This is a genomic window from Sinorhizobium sp. GQ132, from assembly GCF_059758575.1.
In genome coordinates, this window is sequence record NZ_JCAXDX010000004.1 from 398,778 (window position 1) to 417,897 (window position 19,120).

Annotated in this window: 16 protein-coding genes; 11 read left to right on the plus strand and 5 right to left on the minus strand. The window is 63.8% G+C overall.

Features of this window, described 5'->3' with window-relative positions:
- Positions 1–94 precede the first annotated feature (94 nt).
- The 7 genes from AC6CIG_RS13605 to AC6CIG_RS13635 all read left to right on the plus strand — a co-directional run bounded on the left by AC6CIG_RS13605 (position 95) and on the right by AC6CIG_RS13635 (position 9,476).
- Complete coding sequence (locus tag AC6CIG_RS13605; protein WP_018093826.1) at positions 95–1,042, plus strand: carbohydrate ABC transporter permease; 948 nt, start codon at positions 95–97, stop codon at positions 1,040–1,042.
- Positions 1,043–1,054: 12 nt separating this feature from the next.
- Entirely contained in the window at positions 1,055–1,894 is an 840-nt protein-coding gene (locus AC6CIG_RS13610) for a carbohydrate ABC transporter permease (RefSeq protein WP_018093825.1), read from the plus strand.
- Entirely contained in the window at positions 1,891–2,955 is a 1,065-nt protein-coding gene (locus AC6CIG_RS13615; RefSeq protein ID WP_437408029.1) for a Gfo/Idh/MocA family protein, read from the plus strand. The genes AC6CIG_RS13610 and AC6CIG_RS13615 overlap by 4 nt, the downstream gene beginning before the upstream one ends.
- A 16-nt stretch (positions 2,956–2,971) precedes the next feature.
- Positions 2,972–3,982 (plus strand): ABC transporter ATP-binding protein, encoded by a 1,011-nt coding sequence (locus AC6CIG_RS13620; RefSeq protein WP_018093823.1) that lies wholly within the window; start codon positions 2,972–2,974, stop codon positions 3,980–3,982.
- 404 nt (positions 3,983–4,386) lie between these two features.
- The gene (locus tag AC6CIG_RS13625; RefSeq protein ID WP_494297771.1) at positions 4,387–5,598 is read left to right on the plus strand and encodes an efflux RND transporter periplasmic adaptor subunit; all 1,212 of its coding nucleotides are present in this window, start codon (positions 4,387–4,389) and stop codon (positions 5,596–5,598) included.
- Between the two features lie 10 nt (positions 5,599–5,608).
- On the plus strand, positions 5,609–8,755 hold the full coding sequence (locus AC6CIG_RS13630) for an efflux RND transporter permease subunit (RefSeq protein ID WP_437408030.1): 3,147 nt from the start codon (positions 5,609–5,611) through the stop codon (positions 8,753–8,755).
- Between the two features lie 64 nt (positions 8,756–8,819).
- Positions 8,820–9,476: a TetR family transcriptional regulator gene (locus AC6CIG_RS13635; protein WP_437408031.1), complete on the plus strand. Its 657-nt coding sequence runs from the start codon at positions 8,820–8,822 to the stop codon at positions 9,474–9,476.
- 117 nt (positions 9,477–9,593) lie between these two features.
- Here the strand turns inward: AC6CIG_RS13635 and AC6CIG_RS13640 are convergent, their stop codons facing one another.
- From AC6CIG_RS13640 to recF, 3 genes are read right to left on the minus strand one after another with little or no spacing between them, the layout of a single operon-like run.
- Positions 9,594–10,064 (minus strand): GNAT family N-acetyltransferase, encoded by a 471-nt coding sequence (locus AC6CIG_RS13640; protein WP_437411855.1) that lies wholly within the window; start codon positions 10,062–10,064, stop codon positions 9,594–9,596.
- 7 nt (positions 10,065–10,071) lie between these two features.
- A complete protein-coding gene (locus AC6CIG_RS13645) occupies positions 10,072–10,848 on the minus strand; it encodes a molybdopterin-synthase adenylyltransferase MoeB (RefSeq protein WP_437408033.1) in 777 nt (258 codons plus the stop codon).
- Between the two features lie 26 nt (positions 10,849–10,874).
- Entirely contained in the window at positions 10,875–11,999 is a 1,125-nt protein-coding gene (gene recF / locus AC6CIG_RS13650; protein WP_437408034.1) for a DNA replication/repair protein RecF, read from the minus strand.
- 233 nt (positions 12,000–12,232) lie between these two features.
- On the opposite strand from recF, the gene AC6CIG_RS13655 reads away from it, so the two are divergent.
- The 4 genes from AC6CIG_RS13655 (at position 12,233) to AC6CIG_RS13670 (ending at position 15,520) form a co-directional block, all read left to right on the plus strand.
- Positions 12,233–12,877, plus strand: a complete 645-nt coding sequence (locus tag AC6CIG_RS13655) for a DUF47 domain-containing protein (RefSeq protein WP_437411857.1) — start codon at positions 12,233–12,235, stop codon at positions 12,875–12,877.
- The gene (locus tag AC6CIG_RS13660) at positions 12,877–13,881 is read left to right on the plus strand and encodes an inorganic phosphate transporter (protein ID WP_018093815.1); all 1,005 of its coding nucleotides are present in this window, start codon (positions 12,877–12,879) and stop codon (positions 13,879–13,881) included. The genes AC6CIG_RS13655 and AC6CIG_RS13660 overlap by 1 nt, the downstream gene beginning before the upstream one ends.
- A 114-nt stretch (positions 13,882–13,995) precedes the next feature.
- Complete coding sequence (locus AC6CIG_RS13665) at positions 13,996–14,631, plus strand: DUF1326 domain-containing protein (RefSeq protein ID WP_437408036.1); 636 nt, start codon at positions 13,996–13,998, stop codon at positions 14,629–14,631.
- A gap of 4 nt (positions 14,632–14,635) precedes the next feature.
- Entirely contained in the window at positions 14,636–15,520 is an 885-nt protein-coding gene (locus tag AC6CIG_RS13670; protein ID WP_437408037.1) for a copper chaperone, read from the plus strand.
- Between the two features lie 154 nt (positions 15,521–15,674).
- On the opposite strand, the gene dnaJ is transcribed toward AC6CIG_RS13670, so the two are convergent.
- Entirely contained in the window at positions 15,675–16,814 is a 1,140-nt protein-coding gene (gene dnaJ, locus AC6CIG_RS13675; protein ID WP_018093812.1) for a molecular chaperone DnaJ, read from the minus strand.
- A 273-nt stretch (positions 16,815–17,087) separates the two neighbouring features.
- Positions 17,088–19,013, minus strand: coding sequence for a molecular chaperone DnaK (dnaK, locus tag AC6CIG_RS13680; RefSeq protein WP_018093811.1), 1,926 nt, complete (start codon positions 19,011–19,013; stop codon positions 17,088–17,090).
- Between the last annotated feature and the right edge of the window lie 107 nt (positions 19,014–19,120).

A 19,120-nucleotide genomic window follows, 5' to 3' on the forward strand; every position in this document is an offset into this window, starting at 1 on the left:
AAGCACGGTGCAAGGCAGGAAGCCGCGCCGCATTTCGAAAGAAATCGAGGCTGCGCCCTTATGGCCAGCCGGTTTGAGAACGGGCCAGAGGCCGATGAACCCACGTGAAATCACGACCGACGTCACCGAGATCAGGCGCCCGCGGCGCTGGCACATCCTCGTCTTTCTGCTGCCGGCGCTCGTCGTCTACACGGCGGTGATGATCCTTCCGCTCTTCGAGACGCTGCGCCAGTCCTTCTACAACACGGTTGACGGCCAGTTGACCTTCGTGGGCCTGGGCAATTTCAAGGTTCTGTTCGGCGACCCGCGCTGGGCGGCGGATTTCTGGAACGCGCTCAAGAACAATTTCGTCTTTTTCCTGATCCACATGGCCGTGCAGAACCCGATCGGCATCGCGCTCGCCGCCATGCTGTCCGTCCCGAAGCTGCGCTTCGGCGCCTTCTACCGCACGGCGATCTTTCTGCCGACGCTGCTCTCCTTCGTCATCGTCGGTTTCATCTGGAAGCTGATCCTGTCGCCGATCTGGGGCGTCGCCCCCTATCTTCTCGACACGGTCGGCCTGCGATCGCTGTTCGGGCCCTGGCTCGGCAAGCCCGACACCGCGCTTATCGCGGTTTCGCTCATTTCCGTCTGGCAATATATCGGCATCCCGATGATGCTGATCTATGCGGCGCTCCTCAACATTCCAGACGAGGTGACCGAGGCGGCGGAGCTCGACGGCGTCACCGGCTGGAGCCAGTTCTGGAAGATCAAGCTTCCGCTGATCCTGCCTGCCATCGGCATCGTGTCGATCCTCACCTTCGTCGGCAATTTCAACGCCTTCGACCTGATCTATACGGTGCAGGGCGCGCTGGCCGGCCCGGACAAGTCGACCGACATCCTGGGCACCCTGCTCTATCGCACCTTCTTCGGTTTCCAGCTTCAGCTCGGCGACCGTTCGATGGGCGCGACGATCGCCGCGATCATGTTCCTGATCATTCTCGCCGGCGTCGCGCTCTATCTCTTCGGCATACAGCGCCGCATGCGCCGCTATCAGTTCTAAGGAGGATAGAAGATGTCGAAAGCACGCGCCTCCTTCGTGCGCATGGGCGCCGTTCACGCGGCCCTGATCGCCTATACGCTCGTTGCACTCTTTCCGGTGTTCCTGACGATCGTAAACTCGTTCAAGAGCCGCAACGCGATCTTCCGGGAGCCTCTGGCGATCCCGACACCCGAGACCTTCAGCCTGATCGGCTACGAAACGGTGCTGAAGCAGGGTGACTTCATCGGCTATTTCCAGAACAGCATCATCGTCACCGTGGTCTCGATCACGCTCGTCCTGCTGTTCGGCGCCATGGCCGCCTTCGCGCTTTCCGAATACCGCTTCCGCGGCAATACGCTGATGGGACTCTATCTGGCGCTTGGCATCATGATCCCGATCCGGCTCGGAACGGTGGCGATCCTGCAGGGCATGGTGGCGACTGGTCTCGTCAATACGCTGACCGCGCTGATCCTCGTCTATACGGCGCAAGGCCTGCCGTTGGCGGTATTCATTCTGTCCGAGTTCATGCGCACCGTATCCGACGACCTGAAGAATGCCGGACGCATCGACGGCCTGTCGGAATATGCGATCTTCCTGCGGCTGGTGCTGCCGCTCATCCGCCCGGCCATGGCGACGGTCGCCGTCTTCACCATGATCCCCATCTGGAACGATCTCTGGTTCCCCCTGATCCTCGCGCCCGCCGAGGCGACCAAGACCGTCACCCTCGGCTCGCAGATCTTCATCGGCCAGTTCGTCACCAACTGGAACGCGGTCCTCTCGGCTCTGTCGCTGGCGATCTTCCCGGTCCTCGTCCTTTACGTCATCTTCTCGCGGCAGCTGATCCGCGGCATCACGGCAGGAGCAGTCAAGTGAATTCATCCGCACCCCCGATCCGCGTGCTCAGCGCCGGGCTCGGCAATATGGGCCGCAGCCACGCGCTCGCCTATCATCAGAACCCCGGCTTCGAAATCGCCGGGCTGGTCAACCGATCGAAGGTGGCGTTGCCCGAGGCTCTGGCAGGATACGAGATCCTGCCGTCGTTCCCGGAGGCGCTGGCCGCGCTGAAGCCGGAGCTCTGCTCGATCAACACCTATTCCGACACGCATGCGGATTATGCGGTGATGGCGATGGAGGCGGGAGCCCACGTCTTCGTGGAGAAGCCGCTGGCAACGACGGTCGCCGACGCCGAGCGCGTCGTCGCCTGCGCGCGGGCCAACGGCCGCAAGCTGGTCGTCGGCTATATCCTGCGCCACCACCCGTCCTGGATGCGGCTGATCGCGGAAGCCCGCAAGCTCGGAGGGCCCTTTGTCTTCCGCATGAACCTTAACCAGCAGTCGAGCGGCCCGACCTGGATGACGCACAAGTCGCTGATGCAGACGACACCGCCGATCGTCGATTGCGGCGTCCACTATGTCGACGTCATGTGCCAGATCACCGATGCCAGGCCCGTCGAGGTGCGCGGCATGGGCTTGAGGCTCTCGAACGAGATCGCCGCGGATATGTACAATTACGGGCATCTGCAGGTGATCTTCGAGGACGGCTCTGTGGGCTGGTACGAGGCGGGTTGGGGCCCGATGATCTCCGAGACGGCCTTTTTCGTGAAGGATGTGATGTCTCCGAACGGCTCCGTGTCGATCGTTATGGATCAGAACGCCAAATCGGACGACATCGACGTGCACACGAAAACCTCCGTCATCCGCGTGCACAGCGCCGCGACGGGACCGGACGGCCGGTTCCTGAAATCCGACGAGGACCTGGTGATGGAGGGCGAGCCCGGCCACCAGGAGCTTTGCGAGCGCGAGCAGGCCTTCGTGCTCAAGGCCATACGAGAAGACATCGATCTCGGCCGGCACATGGACGATGCGGTGCAGTCGCTGAAGATCTGCCTCGCCGCCGACGAGAGTGTGCGCACCGGCAAGCCGGTCGAGCTTTAACCCAAGAGGGCGACACGTGGGATCACTTCAACTCAAAACCATCCGCAAGGCCTTCGGCAGTCATGAGGTGCTGAAGGGCATCGACCTGGACGTGAAGGACGGCGAGTTCGTCATCTTCGTCGGTCCGTCCGGCTGCGGAAAGTCGACGCTTCTGCGCACTATCGCCGGCCTCGAGGACGCGACCTCGGGCAGCGTTCAGATCGACGGCGTCGAGGTCGGCCATGTGGCGCCGGCCAAGCGCGGCATCGCCATGGTGTTTCAGTCCTACGCGCTCTATCCGCACCTGACCGTCAAGGACAATATGGGCCTCGGGCTGAAGCAGGCGGGTGTGCCGAAGGCGGAGATCGAAGAAAAGGTCGCCAAGGCGGCCGGCATGCTGTCGCTCGAACCCTATCTCGCCCGCCGTCCGGCCGAGCTTTCCGGAGGCCAGCGTCAGCGCGTGGCGATCGGCCGCGCGATCGTGCGCGAGCCGAAGCTCTTCCTTTTCGACGAGCCGCTGTCGAACCTCGACGCGGCGCTGCGCGTCAACACGCGGCTCGAGATCGCCCGCCTTCACCGCAGCCTCAAGGCGACGATGATCTACGTGACCCACGATCAGGTCGAGGCGATGACGCTTGCCGACAAGATCGTCGTGCTGAATGCCGGCCGGATCGAGCAGGTCGGCTCGCCGATGGAGCTCTACAATCGCCCGGCCAACCTTTTCGTCGCCGGCTTCATCGGCTCGCCGCAGATGAATTTCATCGAAGCCGCAAAGCTCGGCGACGGAGAGGCAAAGACGATCGGTATCCGTCCGGAGCATATCGGCCTCTCCCGTGAAAGCGGGGACTGGAAGGGCAAGGTGATCCATGTCGAGCATCTTGGCGCCGACACGATCATCTATATCGAATCGGAGACGGTCGGCCTGCTGACGGTGCGCCTCTTCGGCGAACACCGCTACGCCGCCGACGACATCGTCCACGCGACGCCGGTAATCGGCAGCATGCACCGCTTCGATGCGGACGGGCGCGTGATCAAGTCGGGTCAGTAAGAGACGAAGCGCCGGTGTGATTGCCCGCTCCCCGCCCGCGGGGCATGGCATCGTGGCGCAGACGGTCCCCCTGTTTTCCTTCTCCCCGCTGGCGGGGAGAAGGTCACGGCAGCGGGATGAGGGGCCGATTTGCCCCCTGAAACAGCTTCGGCCCGAATCACGCCTGCGTGATCACCGCGAGCCGCAACGCCGAAACCGTTGCGACTCGTCCTTTTCTGCCTCCCCGACCGGCGCGTCGAAACTCTGTTGCACTGCGGCAGAAATTAACATACATTGGCGTCTGTATATTAGCTTTCCGGTATTTTCCACGCCGATACCGGCTCCGCTTCACCTCACTTTTGGACCGCGCAGCGCTTGCGAAACGCCGCGACTGCGGCCGGTCCTTTGACAATATGGACATTGCGATGCGCATGAACCGACCGATATTGGCCGCCGCGCTGGCATCCGTGATTTTTCTCGCGGGCTGCCAGAAGAATGAAGAACAGCAGGCAGCGGCTGCCGCCCCTCCGCCGTCGCCGGTCGCCGTCTTCACGACGAAGGCGGAACCGCTGCCGATCACCAACGAACTGCCCGGCCGCATCACCGCCACCCGCATCGCCGAGGTCCGCCCGCGCATCTCCGGCATCGTCGTCGAGCGCGTGTTCGAGCAGGGCACCATGGTCAAGGAAGGCGACGTGCTCTACCGCATCGACCCGGCACCGTTCCAGGTCAAGGTGGACAGCGCCGCGGCGACGCTGAAGCGCGCTCAGGCGGTGGTCGATCAGGCCAAGCGGACGGCCGACCGCCAGTCGCGACTGAAGGAGGCGCAGGTCACCGCCGTGCAGCAGTACGACGATGCGATCGCGGCCCTCGCCCAGGCCGAGGCCGATGTCGGCATCGCCGAGGCAGGGCTCGCCGAGGCCAAGCTCAATCTGCAATATACGAACGTCACGGCTCCGATCAGCGGCCGGATCGGCCGGGCGCTGATCACCGAAGGCGCGCTCGTCAACACCAACGACACCCAGAACCTTGCAATGATCCAGCAGCTCGACCCGATCTATGCCGATTTCACCCAGTCGGCGACGGATCTGATCCGCCTGCGCAAGGCGCTCAAGGACGGCCAGTGGATGAGCGCCAACAACGAGGCCGAAGTTCAGCTGATCCTCGACGACGGGACGCCCTACGCCCTCAAGGGCAGGCTGCTCTTCTCCGAAGCCGCCGTCGACGCGACGACGGGCCAGGTGACGCTGCGCGGCGAATTCCCCAACCCGAACAACGATCTGCTGCCGGGCATGTATGTCCGCGTCCAGATCCAGCAGGGTTTGGAAAAGGACGCGATCACCGTCCCGCAACAGGCCGTGCAGCGCAACAATGCCGGGCAGTCGCAGGTCTATGTCGTGAATGCCGACAACAAGGTTGAATTCCGCAACGTCACGCTCGGACGCACCGTCGGCGAGCGCTGGCAGGTGACCTCCGGCCTGAAACCCGGCGAAAAGGTCATAGTCGAGGGTTTCCAGAAAGTCGGCCCGGGCGCGCCCGTGCAGCCTTCCGACTGGAACCCGAACGCAAAGCCCGCGCCCGAACAGGCCAGCGCTTCGGCAGATGCCGGCGAAAAGCCCGGCACCGAAGTGAAGTGAGACCGAAATCATGCCCAGTTTTTTCATAGACAGGCCGATCTTTGCCTGGGTGGTGGCGATCTTCATCATGATCGCCGGCATCATCGCTATCCCGCTCCTGCCGGTTTCGCAGTATCCGGATGTCGCACCGCCGCAGATATCGATCAATACCAACTATCCCGGCGCCTCCTCGCAGGACACCTATCAGAGCGTCACGCGGCTGATCGAGGACGAGCTGAACGGCGTCGAGGGGCTGCTTTACTTCGAATCGTCGACCAGCTCCTCCGGCTCGGTCTCGATCGACGCCACCTTCCAGCCGGGCACCGATCCAAGCCAGGCCTCGGTCGACATTCAGAACCGGGTGCAGCGCGTCGAACCGCGCCTGCCCGATCCCGTCAGGCAGCAAGGCGTGCAGGTGGACGAGGCCGGCGCCGGCTTCCTGCTGATCATCTCGCTCACGTCGACCGACGGTTCGATGGACGCGATCGGGCTTGGCGACTATCTCAGCCGCAACGTGCTCAGCGAGATCCAGCGCGTGCCCGGCGTCGGACGCGCCCAGCTCTTTGCGACCGAGCGCTCGATGCGCGTCTGGCTTGATCCCGACAAGATGCTCGGCCTCAACCTGACGGCAGCCGACGTCACGGCAGCGATCCAGGCTCAAAACGCCCAGATCGCCTCGGGCTCGATCGGCGCCCAGCCGAATCCGATCACGCAGCAGGTCACCGCTCCGGTCGTCATCAAGGGTCAGCTTTCGACCCCGGAGGAATTCGGTGCCATCGTGCTGAGGGCGAATGCCGACGGCTCCGCCGTGCGGCTGCGCGACGTCGCGCGCCTCGAGATCGGCGGCGAAAGCTACACCTTCTCCACCCGCCTCAACGGCAGCCCCTCGGCGGCCATCGCCGTGCAGCTCTCTCCGAGCGGCAACGCGATGTCGACCTCGGCAGCGATCAAGGCGCGCATGGACGAGCTCGCGGAGTTCTTCCCGCAAGGGCTCGAATATTCGGTCCCCTATGACACCTCGCCCTTCGTCGCGGTGTCGATTGAGAAGGTGCTGCACACCCTCGTCGAGGCCGTCGGCCTCGTCTTCCTGGTAATGTTCCTCTTCCTGCAGAACGTCCGCTATACGATAATTCCCACCATCGTCGTGCCGGTCGCCCTGCTCGGCACCTGCGCCGTCATGCTGGCGATGGGCTTCTCGATCAACGTGCTGACGATGTTCGGCATGGTGCTGGCGATCGGTATTCTCGTCGACGATGCGATCATTGTGGTCGAGAACGTCGAGCGTATCATGTCGGAAGAAGGGCTCACTCCGAAGGATGCAACCCGCAAGGCGATGAAGCAGATCACTGGTGCGGTGATCGGCATCACCCTGGTGCTGGCTTCGGTGTTCATCCCGATGGCATTCTTCCCGGGCGCCGTCGGCGTGATCTACCGCCAGTTCAGTCTTACCATGGTCGTCTCGATCCTGTTCTCGGCGCTGCTTGCGCTCTCGCTGACGCCGGCGCTTTGCGCAAGCTTCCTCAAGCAGGTTCCGAAGGGTCACCATCACGCCAAGCGCGGCTTCTTCGGCTGGTTCAATCGCGGTTTCGACCGGACGTCGCACGGCTACACGCGCGCCGTCGGGGGCATCGTCCGGCGGACCGGCCGCTTCATGGTCATCTATCTCGCGCTGCTTGCCGGCCTCGGCTGGGCCTTTCTCCAGCTTCCTTCGTCCTTTCTGCCGGACGAGGACCAGGGCTTCGTCATCGTCATGATGCAACTGCCTTCGGAAGCGACTGCAAACCGCACCACGGAGGTGATCGAGCAGACCGAGACCATCTTCGGCCAGGAAAAGGCGGTCGACACGATCGTGGCGATCAACGGCTTCTCGTTTTTCGGCAGCGGGCAGAATGCGGGGCTCGCATTCGTGACGCTCAAGGACTGGAGCGAGCGCGATGCTGACAACTCCGCCCAGTCGATCGCCGGCCGCGCCACGATGGCCATGAGTCAGATCAAGGATGCGATCAGCTTCGCTCTGTCGCCTCCGGCGATCCAGGGGCTCGGGACGACCGGCGGGTTTTCTTTCCGCCTGCAGGACCGTGCGGGTCTCGGTCAAGAGGCGCTGGCGCAAGCGCGCGATCAGCTGCTCGGCCTCGCCTCCCAGAGCAAGGTCCTGACGGGGGTCCGCTTCGAGGGCATGCCCGATGCGGCGCAGGTCAGCGTCAATATCGACCGCGAGAAGGCCAATACCTTCGGCGTGACCTTTGCCGACATCAACTCGACCATCTCGACCAATCTCGGCTCGTCCTATGTCAACGACTTCCCGAATGCCGGCCGCATGCAGCGCGTGACGGTGCAGGCGGACGAAACGAAGCGCATGCAGACGGCGGATCTCCTGAACCTGAACGTCCGCAACTCCAATGGCGGCATGGTTCCGCTTTCGGCCTTTGCGGACGTGGAATGGGTCAAGGCGGCGACGCAAACGGTGGGCTACAACGGTTATCCGGCGGTCCGCATCAGCGGCGAGGCCGCGCCCGGCTACTCTTCCGGCGATGCGATCGCCGAGATGGAGCGCCTGGTGGCCCAGCTTCCGGCGGGCTTCGGCTATGAATGGACGGGGCAGTCGCTGCAGGAAATCCAGTCGGGCTCGCAGGCGCCGCTCCTGATTGCGCTCTCCTGCCTGCTCGTCTTCCTGTGCCTGGCCGCGCTCTATGAGAGCTGGTCCATTCCGGTCTCGGTCATCATGGTCGTGCCGCTCGGCGTCATCGGCGCCGTGCTTGCCGTGACGATGCGGGACATGCCGAACGACGTCTACTTCAAGGTCGGCCTGATCGCGATCATCGGGCTTTCGGCGAAGAACGCGATCCTGATCATCGAGTTCGCCAAGGAACTCCGCGAACAGGGCAAGTCGCTCATCGACTCGACACTGGAGGCTGCGCATCTGCGCTTCCGGCCGATCCTGATGACCTCGCTCGCCTTCACCCTCGGCGTCCTGCCGCTGGCGATCGCGACGGGCGCAAGTTCCGGCAGCCAGCGCGCCATCGGCACGGGGGTCATGGGCGGCATGATCTCGGCGACGGTGCTGGCGATCTTCTTCGTCCCGGTCTTCTTCGTGTTCGTGATGAAGATCTTCGAACGCGGAAGAGCGACGCCGGAGGCGGCCAAGCCAGCATCCGAAACCGCCAGCCCGGCCGAATAATATCGAAGACGGCCCGCCCGCCTAGGGCGGCGGGCGGGCCGTCGCCGAAGGAGAATTTGAATAGATGCGCCGAACCAAGGCCGACGCCGAGGCCACAAGACAGAAGATCCTGTGTGCCGCCGAGCGGATGTTCTACAAGAAGGGCGTTCCCAATACGACGCTCGAGGAAGTGGCGAAGGAGGCAGGCGTCACCCGCGGCGCCATCTACTGGCATTTCGCCAACAAGACGGATCTCTTCCTCGCCCTTTACGAGGCCGTGCCGCTGCCTCACGAAGACATGATCGCACGCGAGATCGAAACGGAAGCCTTCGACACGCTCGCCATCGTCGAGAGCGCGACCAGCGACTGGTTGACGACCCTGGCCGCGGACGAGCAGCGGCAGCGCATTCTCGCGATCATGCTGCGCTGCGACTACGACAATGACATGTCCGCCGTTCTCGTGCGCCAGCGCGAGATCGAGGAGCGCCACGATGCCCTTCTGGAGCTTGCCTTCGCCCGGGCATTGGAAAGGGGCCAGTTGCAGGAGCACTGGGCGCCGCCGACCGCGGCACGGACCCTGCGCTGGATGATGATGGGGCTTTGTACCGAATGGCTGCTGTTCGGCCGTCGCTTCGACCTCGTGGCCCAGGGGAGCGAAGCGCTCCAGTCTCTCTTTGCGGGCTTCCGGCGGATGCCGGCGCGCGGCGATACCTCCCCACACCTCGGCCCTGGAGCGGGATAAGGATAAGAGCGGGATGAGGACAAACGTGTGCGGTTTCCGCCCGCATCCCGCGTCTCAACTTCGTGGAACCGATCACGGTGGTGTTTCTAGGTCGACCCGACCCAAAAGCATGGTGATCTAGCTGAGCACTTTGCGCATATCGACCGAGGTCGGGCGGGTGAAGCCTGGATGGGCGGTTCGCGCCGTCTCCACGAAGCCCAAAGCCGCAAAAGCGGCCTGGTTCCCGGTGAGCTCGATGCGTGTCTGAAGCCTCAGCGCAGGCAGGCCCAGACCACGCGCCGTTTCCTCGGCGGCGGCGATGAGCATCCGTCCTACTCCCTTTCCCTGGAAGCCGGGAGCGACGGCGAGTTTGCCGATATAGAGACAGTCCGCTTCCGGCTTGCAGAAGATGCAGCCCAGGAGCTCACGCCCGGCGACGGCCACGAAGGCGATCTCGTCCCTTGCTTTCCGGTTAAGGGACGCCGCAGTCAGCGCATGGGCCGAGGAGGGCGGATCGATGCGGCCGTCCATATAGGCGAAGGACGCACGGATCAGCGACAGCAACTCCTCGTAACGATCGAAGCTGGCGCCGATGCGAACCGTCTCCATGGCGTCCTCAACGCGTGCCGCGCCGATAGCGGATCGTGTCGAACCGGGCGGCGAGCGCATCGTAGAGCAGCAGACGGCCGACCAGCGGCTCGCCGATGCCGGTGACGAGCTTGATCGCTTCCATCGCCTGCAGCGTGCCGATGACGCCGGTGAGCGCGCCCAGGACGCCGGCTTCGGCGCAGCTCGGCACGGTTCCCGGCGGTGGCGGCTCCGGGAAGAGATCGCGGTAGGAGGGGTTCGGGTGCCCCTCGGCATCGGTCTCGTAGGGCTTCAGCACGGTGACCGAGCCGTCGAAGCGTCCGACGGCACCGGTGACGAGCGCCACGCCTGCCGCCGCGGCCGTATCGGCGGCGAGATAACGCGTATCGAAATTATCCGACCCGTCGACGACGAGATCGTATTGGCGCATGAGCGCATCTGCATTTTCGGGGTCCAGCCTGAGCGCGTGCGCCACGACCTTCACATGCGGATTGAGGGCGTCGATCGCCGCGGCGGCGCTCTCGACCTTCGGCCGCCCGATATCGGCGGTGGCGTGGATCACCTGACGCTGCAGGTTCGACAACGAGACCACGTCATCGTCGACGACCCCGAGCGTGCCGACACCGGCGGCCGCGAGATATTGCAGAGCCGGCGCGCCGAGCCCGCCCGCGCCGATGACGAGCACGCGCGCGGCCTTGAGTTTCTGCTGCCCCGGGCCGCCGATCTCCGGCAGCACGATGTGGCGTGCGTAGCGCGCGATCTCCGAAGGAGCGAGCGTCGCATCGGTCGTCATTAGCGTCTCCATTTAATTTTCGCGGACGGCGCTCTATGTCACCCGGAAACGCGGCCGTTTGCAACGGCCAGATATTGAGCCCGCTCGCCAAGGGCGTCGAACATCGCCCGGTCGGTGCCCGTCATGAAGGCCTGGCCGCCCAGCCCATCGACCAGATCGAAGAGGGCGGCACGGCGTCCCCGGTCGAGATGGGCGGCGATTTCGTCGAGCAGCAACACCGGGGCGTGGCCGGTCATGTCCCCGACGAGCCGTGCATGCGCGAGAACCAGACCGACGAGCAGCGCCTTCTGCTCGCCGGTCGAACAACGCTCTGCCTCCATGTCCTTTTCCTGGTGGCGGATCAGGAGATCGGTGCGGTGCGGCCCGTCGAGCGTGCGGCCGGCGGCCGCATCGCGGGCACGGCCTTCGGCGAGCATTGCCAGATAGCGCTCTTCGAGTTCAAAGGCGGGAATACCTGCACAGTCATCGAGAAAGCCGGCGAGCGACAGGCTTGCGGACGGAAAGGTCCCATCGATCCGGCTTCGCTCGACGAGGGCCGAGAGCAGGCCGAGCATCTCCTGACGGGCGAGCGCCATGGAGATGCCGAGCCCGGCCATTTCGCGCTCGATGGCCGACAGCCATGCGGGATCGGGCCGGAATTCCGAGAGTAACCGGTTGCGGCTGCGCATGGCGCGCTCGAACTCGCTGGCGCGCCGGCCGTGCCCGGGATCGAGCGACAGTACCAGCCGGTCGAGAAAGCGCCTGCGGTCGGCGGAAGGGCCGGTGAAGAGGCCATCCATCGCCGGCGTGAGCCAGAGCACCCGGAGGTGATCGGTGAGTTCGTCGACCGTGCGGGCCACAGTGCCGTTGAGTCTGAGGCGCCGTGATTGCCCCTCCTCGGTCCCTTGAGTACCGGTGCCGATCTCCACCGAACCTTCCATGCCGTCGACGGCGGCGAAGATCGAGAAACCATCGGCGGCGCCGACGCGGGCGATATCCGCATAGGCAGCGCGCCTCAAGCCGCGCCCGGGCGAAAGAAGGGAGACCGCCTCCATCAGATTGGTTTTACCCGCGCCGTTCTCGCCGGTCAGCACCACATGGCGCTGGTCGAGGTCGAGCGCCAGCGTTGCATAGTTGCGAAAGTCGCTCAGTTTCAGGCGTGTGAGAAAGACCTTGTGGGGCATTGCGGGTCCGCATTCGACGTTGCTGTCAGGTAGGATGAAAGCCGGGCCAAGGCAAGGCGGAAAGGGCGTTTCGTCTGCCTCTCCCCGGCCCGCGGCGATTCCGTATCCGGGCTGCGCATTTCCGCCCAATCGCCTGTGGGAAAGCCCTTTTTTTCGGCCGCACCGGAACTTTCCCCGAACGCGCAAGTACAATATGACAACTGCGTGACAATCGACAGTTGGATGGATCCCTGATGCTCGGCCTGTTTCGCAAGCTCCTCCCCCGGGAAGACCGTTTCTTCGACCTCTTCGCCGACCATTCGCGCGCCGTCATGGGTGCGGCGGAGGCGCTGAACGCGCTGCTTGCCGGCGGTCCTGACATCGAAAGCCATTGCGACCGCATCGTCGCGCTCGAGAACGAGGCCGACGAGATCACCCGCGAGGTTCTGCTGGCGGTCCGCCGCAGCTTCATCACCCCCTTCGACCGCGGCGACATCAAGGATCTCATCCAGTCGATGGACGATGCGATCGACATGATGCACAAGACGGTGAAAACGATCCGGCTCTACGAACAGAAGAGCTTCGACCCCGGCATGCAGGCCATGGGCGCGGCGGTCGTCGAGGCCGCCCATCTGGTCGCCGAGGCCATCCCGCTCCTCAGTCGCATCGGCGCCAATGCCCATCGCCTCGGCGCCATCGCCGAGGAAGTGACGCATGTCGAGGATAGATCCGACCAGCTCCACGAGCAGGGCCTGAAGGATCTCTTCCAGCGCCACGGCGCTTCCAACCCCATGGCCTATATCATCGGCAGCGAGATCTACGGCGAACTGGAAAGGGTCGTCGACCGCTTCGAGGACGTGGCAAACGAAATCAGCGGCATCGTGATCGAGAACGTCTGATGGATGCGACGCTCGCCTTCCCGCTGCTCGTGGGGCTCATTGCCGTCGCGCTTTTCTTCGACTTCCTCAACGGCTTGCACGATGCGGCCAATTCGATCGCGACCATCGTTTCGACTCGCGTGCTCCGGCCGCAATATGCTGTTTTCTGGGCGGCGTTCTTCAACTTCATAGCCTTCCTCTTCTTCGGACTGCACGTCGCCGAAACGCTTGGAACGGGCATCATCGATCCGGGTATCGTCACGCCGCAGGTGATCTTCGCGGCGCTGATGGGCGCAATCACCTGGAACATCGTCACCTGGGTCTTCGGCATCCCGTCGAGTTCCTCGCACGCGCTCATCGGCGGCCTCGTCGGTGCCGGGCTGGCCAAGACCGGTTTCAGCTCGATCGTCTGGCAAGGACTCCTGAAGACGGCCGGCGCCATCGTCATGTCGCCGGGCATCGGCTTCGTTCTGGCACTGCTGTTGATCCTGATCGTCTCCTGGGTCTTCGTCCGCCAGACGCCCTTCGCCGTCGACAGCACCTTCCGGGTGCTGCAATTCGTTTCGGCTTCCCTCTATTCGCTCGGCCATGGCGGCAACGATGCGCAGAAGACCATGGGCATCATTGCCGTGCTTCTCTTCTCGCAGGGCTATCTCGGCTCGGAATTCTACGTGCCCTTCTGGGTGGTCATCACATGCCAGGCGGCGATCGCGCTCGGCACGCTCTTCGGCGGCTGGAGGATCGTCCACACGATGGGCTCGAAGATCACCAAGCTCAACCCGATGCAGGGCTTCTGCGCGGAGACGGGCGGTGCCATCACGCTGTTCGCGGCGACCTGGCTCGGCATTCCGGTTTCGACCACCCACACGATCACCGGCGCGATCATCGGCGTCGGCGCGGCGAGGCGGGTATCGGCGGTGCGGTGGGGGCTCGCCGGCAACATCGTCGTCGCGTGGGTGATCACCATGCCGGCGGCAGCGTTGATCTCGGCGCTCTGCTATTTCGCAGTGGACCTCATCGCCTGACGCTTTCGCGAGGCACCCCGTTGGCATTGCCGTCGGCGGGGAGTATATTCCCGCTATCTAATAGCATTGCATTCGGAGGAGAGTGAAACTTCCATCGTATCTGGGGAGGAAACGATGACGGACGTCGAGTGGACGATCAAGGGCCGCGAATTCATCCATTGCAACTGCGCCTATGGCTGCCCGTGCCAGTTCAACGCACTGCCTACAGAGGGGAATTGCCGCGCGATCGGGGTCGTCGATATCGACGAGGGACACCATGGCGACACCCGGCTCGACGGCTTGAGGTGCGGCATGATCGTATCCTGGCCCGGTGCCATTCACGAGGGCAGGGGCGCGGTGGTTCCGATCATCGACGAGCGTGCCTCCGACAAGCAGCGGGAGGCGCTGCTACGGATCATGAGCGGCCAGGACACCGAGCCCGGCGCCACCTTCTTCCAGGTGTTCGCGACGACTTTCGAGACCTTCCACGAACCGGTTTTCGCGCCGATCGATTTCGAGATCGACGTCGAAAGGCGCTCGGCGCGCGTTAACATTCCGGGATGGATGGAGGCTCGCGGCGAGCCGATCGTCAATCCGGTGACCGGTGAGGAGCACCACGCCCGCATCAACCTTCCGCACGGCTTCGAATACGACCGCTGCGAGGTGGGGCGCGGCTGGGCCGAGACGAGCGGGCCGCTGGCGGTTTCGCTCGCGGATTCGCACGCCCACTTCGCCAATCTGCACATGACCGGAAGCGGCGTGGTTCACTGACGTCATGCCGGCCGACACCGCGCTTGAAAGCCTGCTCAGACGGGATCGCGTCATCGTGGCAGCGTCGCTCGCCGCATTGACGGTGATCGCCTGGACATACACTCTTTGGCTGGCAGCAGCCATGAACATTGATGGCATGAGCATGTCCGGTCCCGGCATGGGAGCGGACATGCGGATGGACCCTGCCATGGAGATGGACGGCATGGAGATGGACGCCGGCGCCGCCCTGTCGCTCGGCACCGTCCTCGGCATTTCACCGCGTCCCTGGAGTTCCGTAGAGGCCGGCGTCACCCTGACCATGTGGGTCGTGATGATGGTCGGCATGATGCTGCCTTCGGCAACGCCGATGATCCTGCTCTATGCCCGGGTCGGCCGGCAAAGCCGGAAAGAGGGCAAGCCCTTTGCGGCGACCGGTTTTTTCGCCGGCGGCTATCTCCTTGCCTGGGTGGGATTTGCGCTTGCCGCGACGCTTGGGCAATGGCTCATGGAGGGAACCCTGCTGTCGACGGCGCTGGCAAGCGCCAGTCGCATCTTCAGCGGTGCCGTGTTGATCGTCGCGGGTCTTTACCAATGGACGCCGCTCAAGGATGCCTGCCTCAGCCAATGTCAGGCGCCAATCGTGTTCCTGCAGCGCCACGGCGGCTTTCGCCGCGACCCCGCGGGAGCCGTCGGACTGGGCTTGCGCCATGGGCTCTATTGCATCGGCTGCTGCTGGGCGCTGATGACGCTTCTTTTCGTCGGCGGCATCATGAATGTGCTCTGGATTGCGGCAATCGCCATCTTCGTGCTGGCGGAGAAGGTGTTCTTCCCGGGCCGCCTCCTCTCCCGTATTGCGGGCACGCTGCTCATCGCCGCCGGCCTTTGGCAACTGGTTTCAGCTGCAATATAGGTGGATGGTGCCATGCCGGGGGACCGCCGAACGGGCCCTCCTCCGGCTGCCGCCACCTTCTGCCGGTTTCACCGGAGAAGGGACAAGCCGCGCAGGCCCGGGCCCCTTCCCCAGGCGGCCGCACAGGGGAAGGCGCAACATCCGAGACGTTACCTCAATCGCTCAGCGTATCGAAGAAGTCCTTCATTCGGGAGAAGAAGCCCGTCGATTCGGGATTGTTCTCCTTGGACGAGATCTGCTCGAATTCCTGCAGCAACTCGCGTTGGCGCTTGGTGAGCTTCTGCGGCGTCTCGATTTGAATCTGGATATAGAGATCGCCCGTCTGGCTGGAGCGCAGCACCGGCATGCCCTTGCCCTTGAGGCGGAACTGCTTGCCGGCCTGCGTGCCTTCCGGCACGGTGACGCGCGATTTGGTACCGTCGAGCGTGGTGACGTCGAACTTGCCGCCGAGCGCCGCCGTCGTCATGGAGATCGGCACGGCGCAATAGAGATCCGCGCCGTCGCGCTGATAGAACTCATGCGGCTTGACCGAGAGGAAGATGTAGAGGTCGCCCGCCGGGCCGCCGCGAAGGCCGGCCTCGCCCTCGCCGGAAAGCCGGATGCGCGTGCCGTCCTCGATACCGGCCGGAATGTTGACCGAGAGCGTCCGCTCCTCCACGACGCGGCCCTGGCCGTGGCATTTGGTGCAAGGGTCGGCGATCGTCTGGCCGCGGCCGCCGCAGGTCGGGCAGGTCCGCTCGATCGAGAAGAAGCCCTGGGCCGCGCGGACGCGGCCGGTACCCTGACAGGTGCCGCAGGTCTTCGGGCTGGTACCGGGCTTGGCGCCCGTGCCGGTGCAGACGTCGCAGGTGATCGACGTCGGCACGCGGATCTGCGCCGTCTTGCCGGAATAGGCCTCCTCGAGCGAAATCTCCATGTTGTAGCGCAGGTCCGCGCCGCGCTCGCGTCCGCCGGACGAGCGGCGCTGACGGCCACCCATCATCTCGCCGAAGATGTCCTCGAAAATATCGGAGAAGCCGTGCGCTCCGCCGCCGGCGAAGCCGTTGCCGAAGCCTCCGCCCATGCCGCCCTGCTCGAAGGCCGCATGGCCGTAGCGGTCATAGGCTGCCCGTTTCTGCGGGTCCTTCAGCGTCTCATAGGCTTCGTTGATTTCCTTGAAGGACTTTTCCGATTCCTGGTCGCCGGGATTCCTGTCCGGGTGATATTTCATCGCGAGCTTGCGAAAGGCGCTCTTCAGCTCCTTTTCGTCCGCGTTTTTTTGAACGCCAAGCGTTTCGTAAAGATCACGTTTCATGCTTCAAAGATCGTCCTGTTATCAGCGACAGGGCTTGCCAGCGCGAAGGATCCGACGGCTGCCTGATTATCTTGCCACAGGATTTAGTAAACCTTTAAGCGCGATACCATAGCCAAGTCGGGGCGGAAGCCGTTTTTTGTCGGAAAACGGCGGTTTCGCAGCCACTTTCCTGCGCAGGGTCGGTTCGCTTCCACGCCTGGGGCTGCAGCCCATGAACCATCTATGAAAAAGCCCGGGATTGCTCCCGGGCCCGTTCATCGAAAGGCGAAGCCGTCAGGCCGACCGCTTACGGTCGTCTTCGTCCTTGACTTCCTCGTAGTCGGCGTCGACCACGTCATCGCCGGAGCGCTTGGCGTCGGCGGCGGCATCCGCATGGGCGGCGTCCGTCTGCTGAGCCTCATAGATCGCCTGACCGAGCTTCATGGAGACTTCCATGAGGGTATTGGTCTTGGCCTTGATGTCCTCGGCGTCCGGCTCGGAAGCTTCGACGGAGCTCTTGAGCGCTGCGATCGCATCCTCGATCGCCTTGCGGTCCGTCTCGGAAACCTTGTCGCCATGCTCCTGGAGCGACTTCTCCGAAGAATGGATCAGGCTTTCGGCCTGGTTCTTGGCCTCTACGCCTTCGCGGCGCTTCTTGTCGGCTTCCGCATTGGCTTCGGCATCCTTGACCATCTTCTCGATCTCGGCGTCGGAAAGACCACCCGAGGCCTGGATGCGGATCTGGTGCTCCTTGCCCGTGCCCTTGTCCTTGGCGGACACCTGGACGATGCCGTTCGCATCGATGTCGAACGTGACCTCGATTTGCGGCACGCCGCGCGGTGCCGGCGGAATGCCGACGAGATCGAACTGGCCGAGCAGCTTGTTGTCGGCCGCCATTTCACGCTCGCCCTGCGAGACGCGAATCGTCACGGCGGACTGGTTGTCGTCGGCCGTCGAGAAGACCTGGCTCTTCTTCGTCGGGATCGTCGTGTTGCGCTCGATCAGGCGGGTGAAGACGCCGCCGAGCGTTTCGATACCGAGCGAGAGCGGGGTGACGTCCAGCAGCAGCACGTCCTTGACGTCGCCCTGCAGAACGCCGGCCTGGATCGCGGCGCCCATGGCAACCACTTCATCCGGGTTGACACCCTTGTGCGGCTCCTTGCCGAAAAGCTGCTTCACCGTTTCCTGAACCTTCGGCATGCGGGTCATGCCGCCGACGAGAACGACTTCGTCGATCTCGGCAGCCGAAACGCCGGCATCCTTAAGCGCGGCCTTGCAGGGCGCGATGGTCTTCTGGATCAGGTCTTCGACCAGGCTCTCGAATTTGGCGCGGGACAGCTTCATCGTCAGGTGCTTCGGACCGGAAGCGTCCGCCGTGATGAACGGCAGGTTGATTTCGGTCTGCTGCGAGGACGAGAGTTCGATCTTCGCCTTTTCGGCAGCTTCCTTCAGGCGCTGCAGCGCGAGCTTGTCGTTCTTGAGGTCGATGCCCTGCTCCTTCTTGAACTCGGAGGCAAGATATTCGACGAGGCGCATGTCGAAGTCTTCACCGCCAAGGAAGGTGTCGCCGTTGGTCGACTTCACTTCGAAGACGCCGTCGCCGATTTCCAGGACCGAGATGTCGAACGTGCCGCCGCCAAGATCGTAGACGGCGATCGTCTTGCCTTCCTTCTTGTCGAGGCCGTAGGCAAGGGCCGCTGCGGTCGGCTCGTTGATGATGCGCAGCACGTCGAGACCGGCGATCTTGCCGGCATCCTTCGTGGCCTGGCGCTGTGCGTCGTTGAAGTAGGCCGGAACGGTGATGACGGCCTTTTCGACCTTTTCACCGAGATAGGACTCGGCCGTTTCCTTCATCTTCTGAAGGATCATCGCGGAGATCTGCGACGGAGAGTAGCTGGTGCCGTGGGCTTCGACCCAGGCGTCGCCATTGTCTGCCTTGACGATCTTGTAGGGGACCATCCCCTTATCCTTCTGGGTGGTGGGATCCTCGAAGGTGCGGCCGATCAGGCGCTTGATCGCAAAAAGCGTGTTTTCGGGATTGGTCACCGCCTGGCGCTTGGCCGGCTGGCCGACGAGACGTTCGCCGTCTTCGGTGAATGCCACCATGGAGGGGGTCGTACGCGCGCCCTCCGCATTCTCGATCACCTTCGCGTCCTTGCCGTCCATGACGGAGACGCAGGAGTTGGTCGTTCCCAGGTCAATACCAATAACTTTAGCCATGTCGTTCTCTCCTTGCAGCGGACTGTCGGAACCCGGTCAGGCATTCGTGGGACAGCCCCTAACGGGATGGTCTTTGTCTTTCATCGCAGCCGCGGCTGCATCGATGC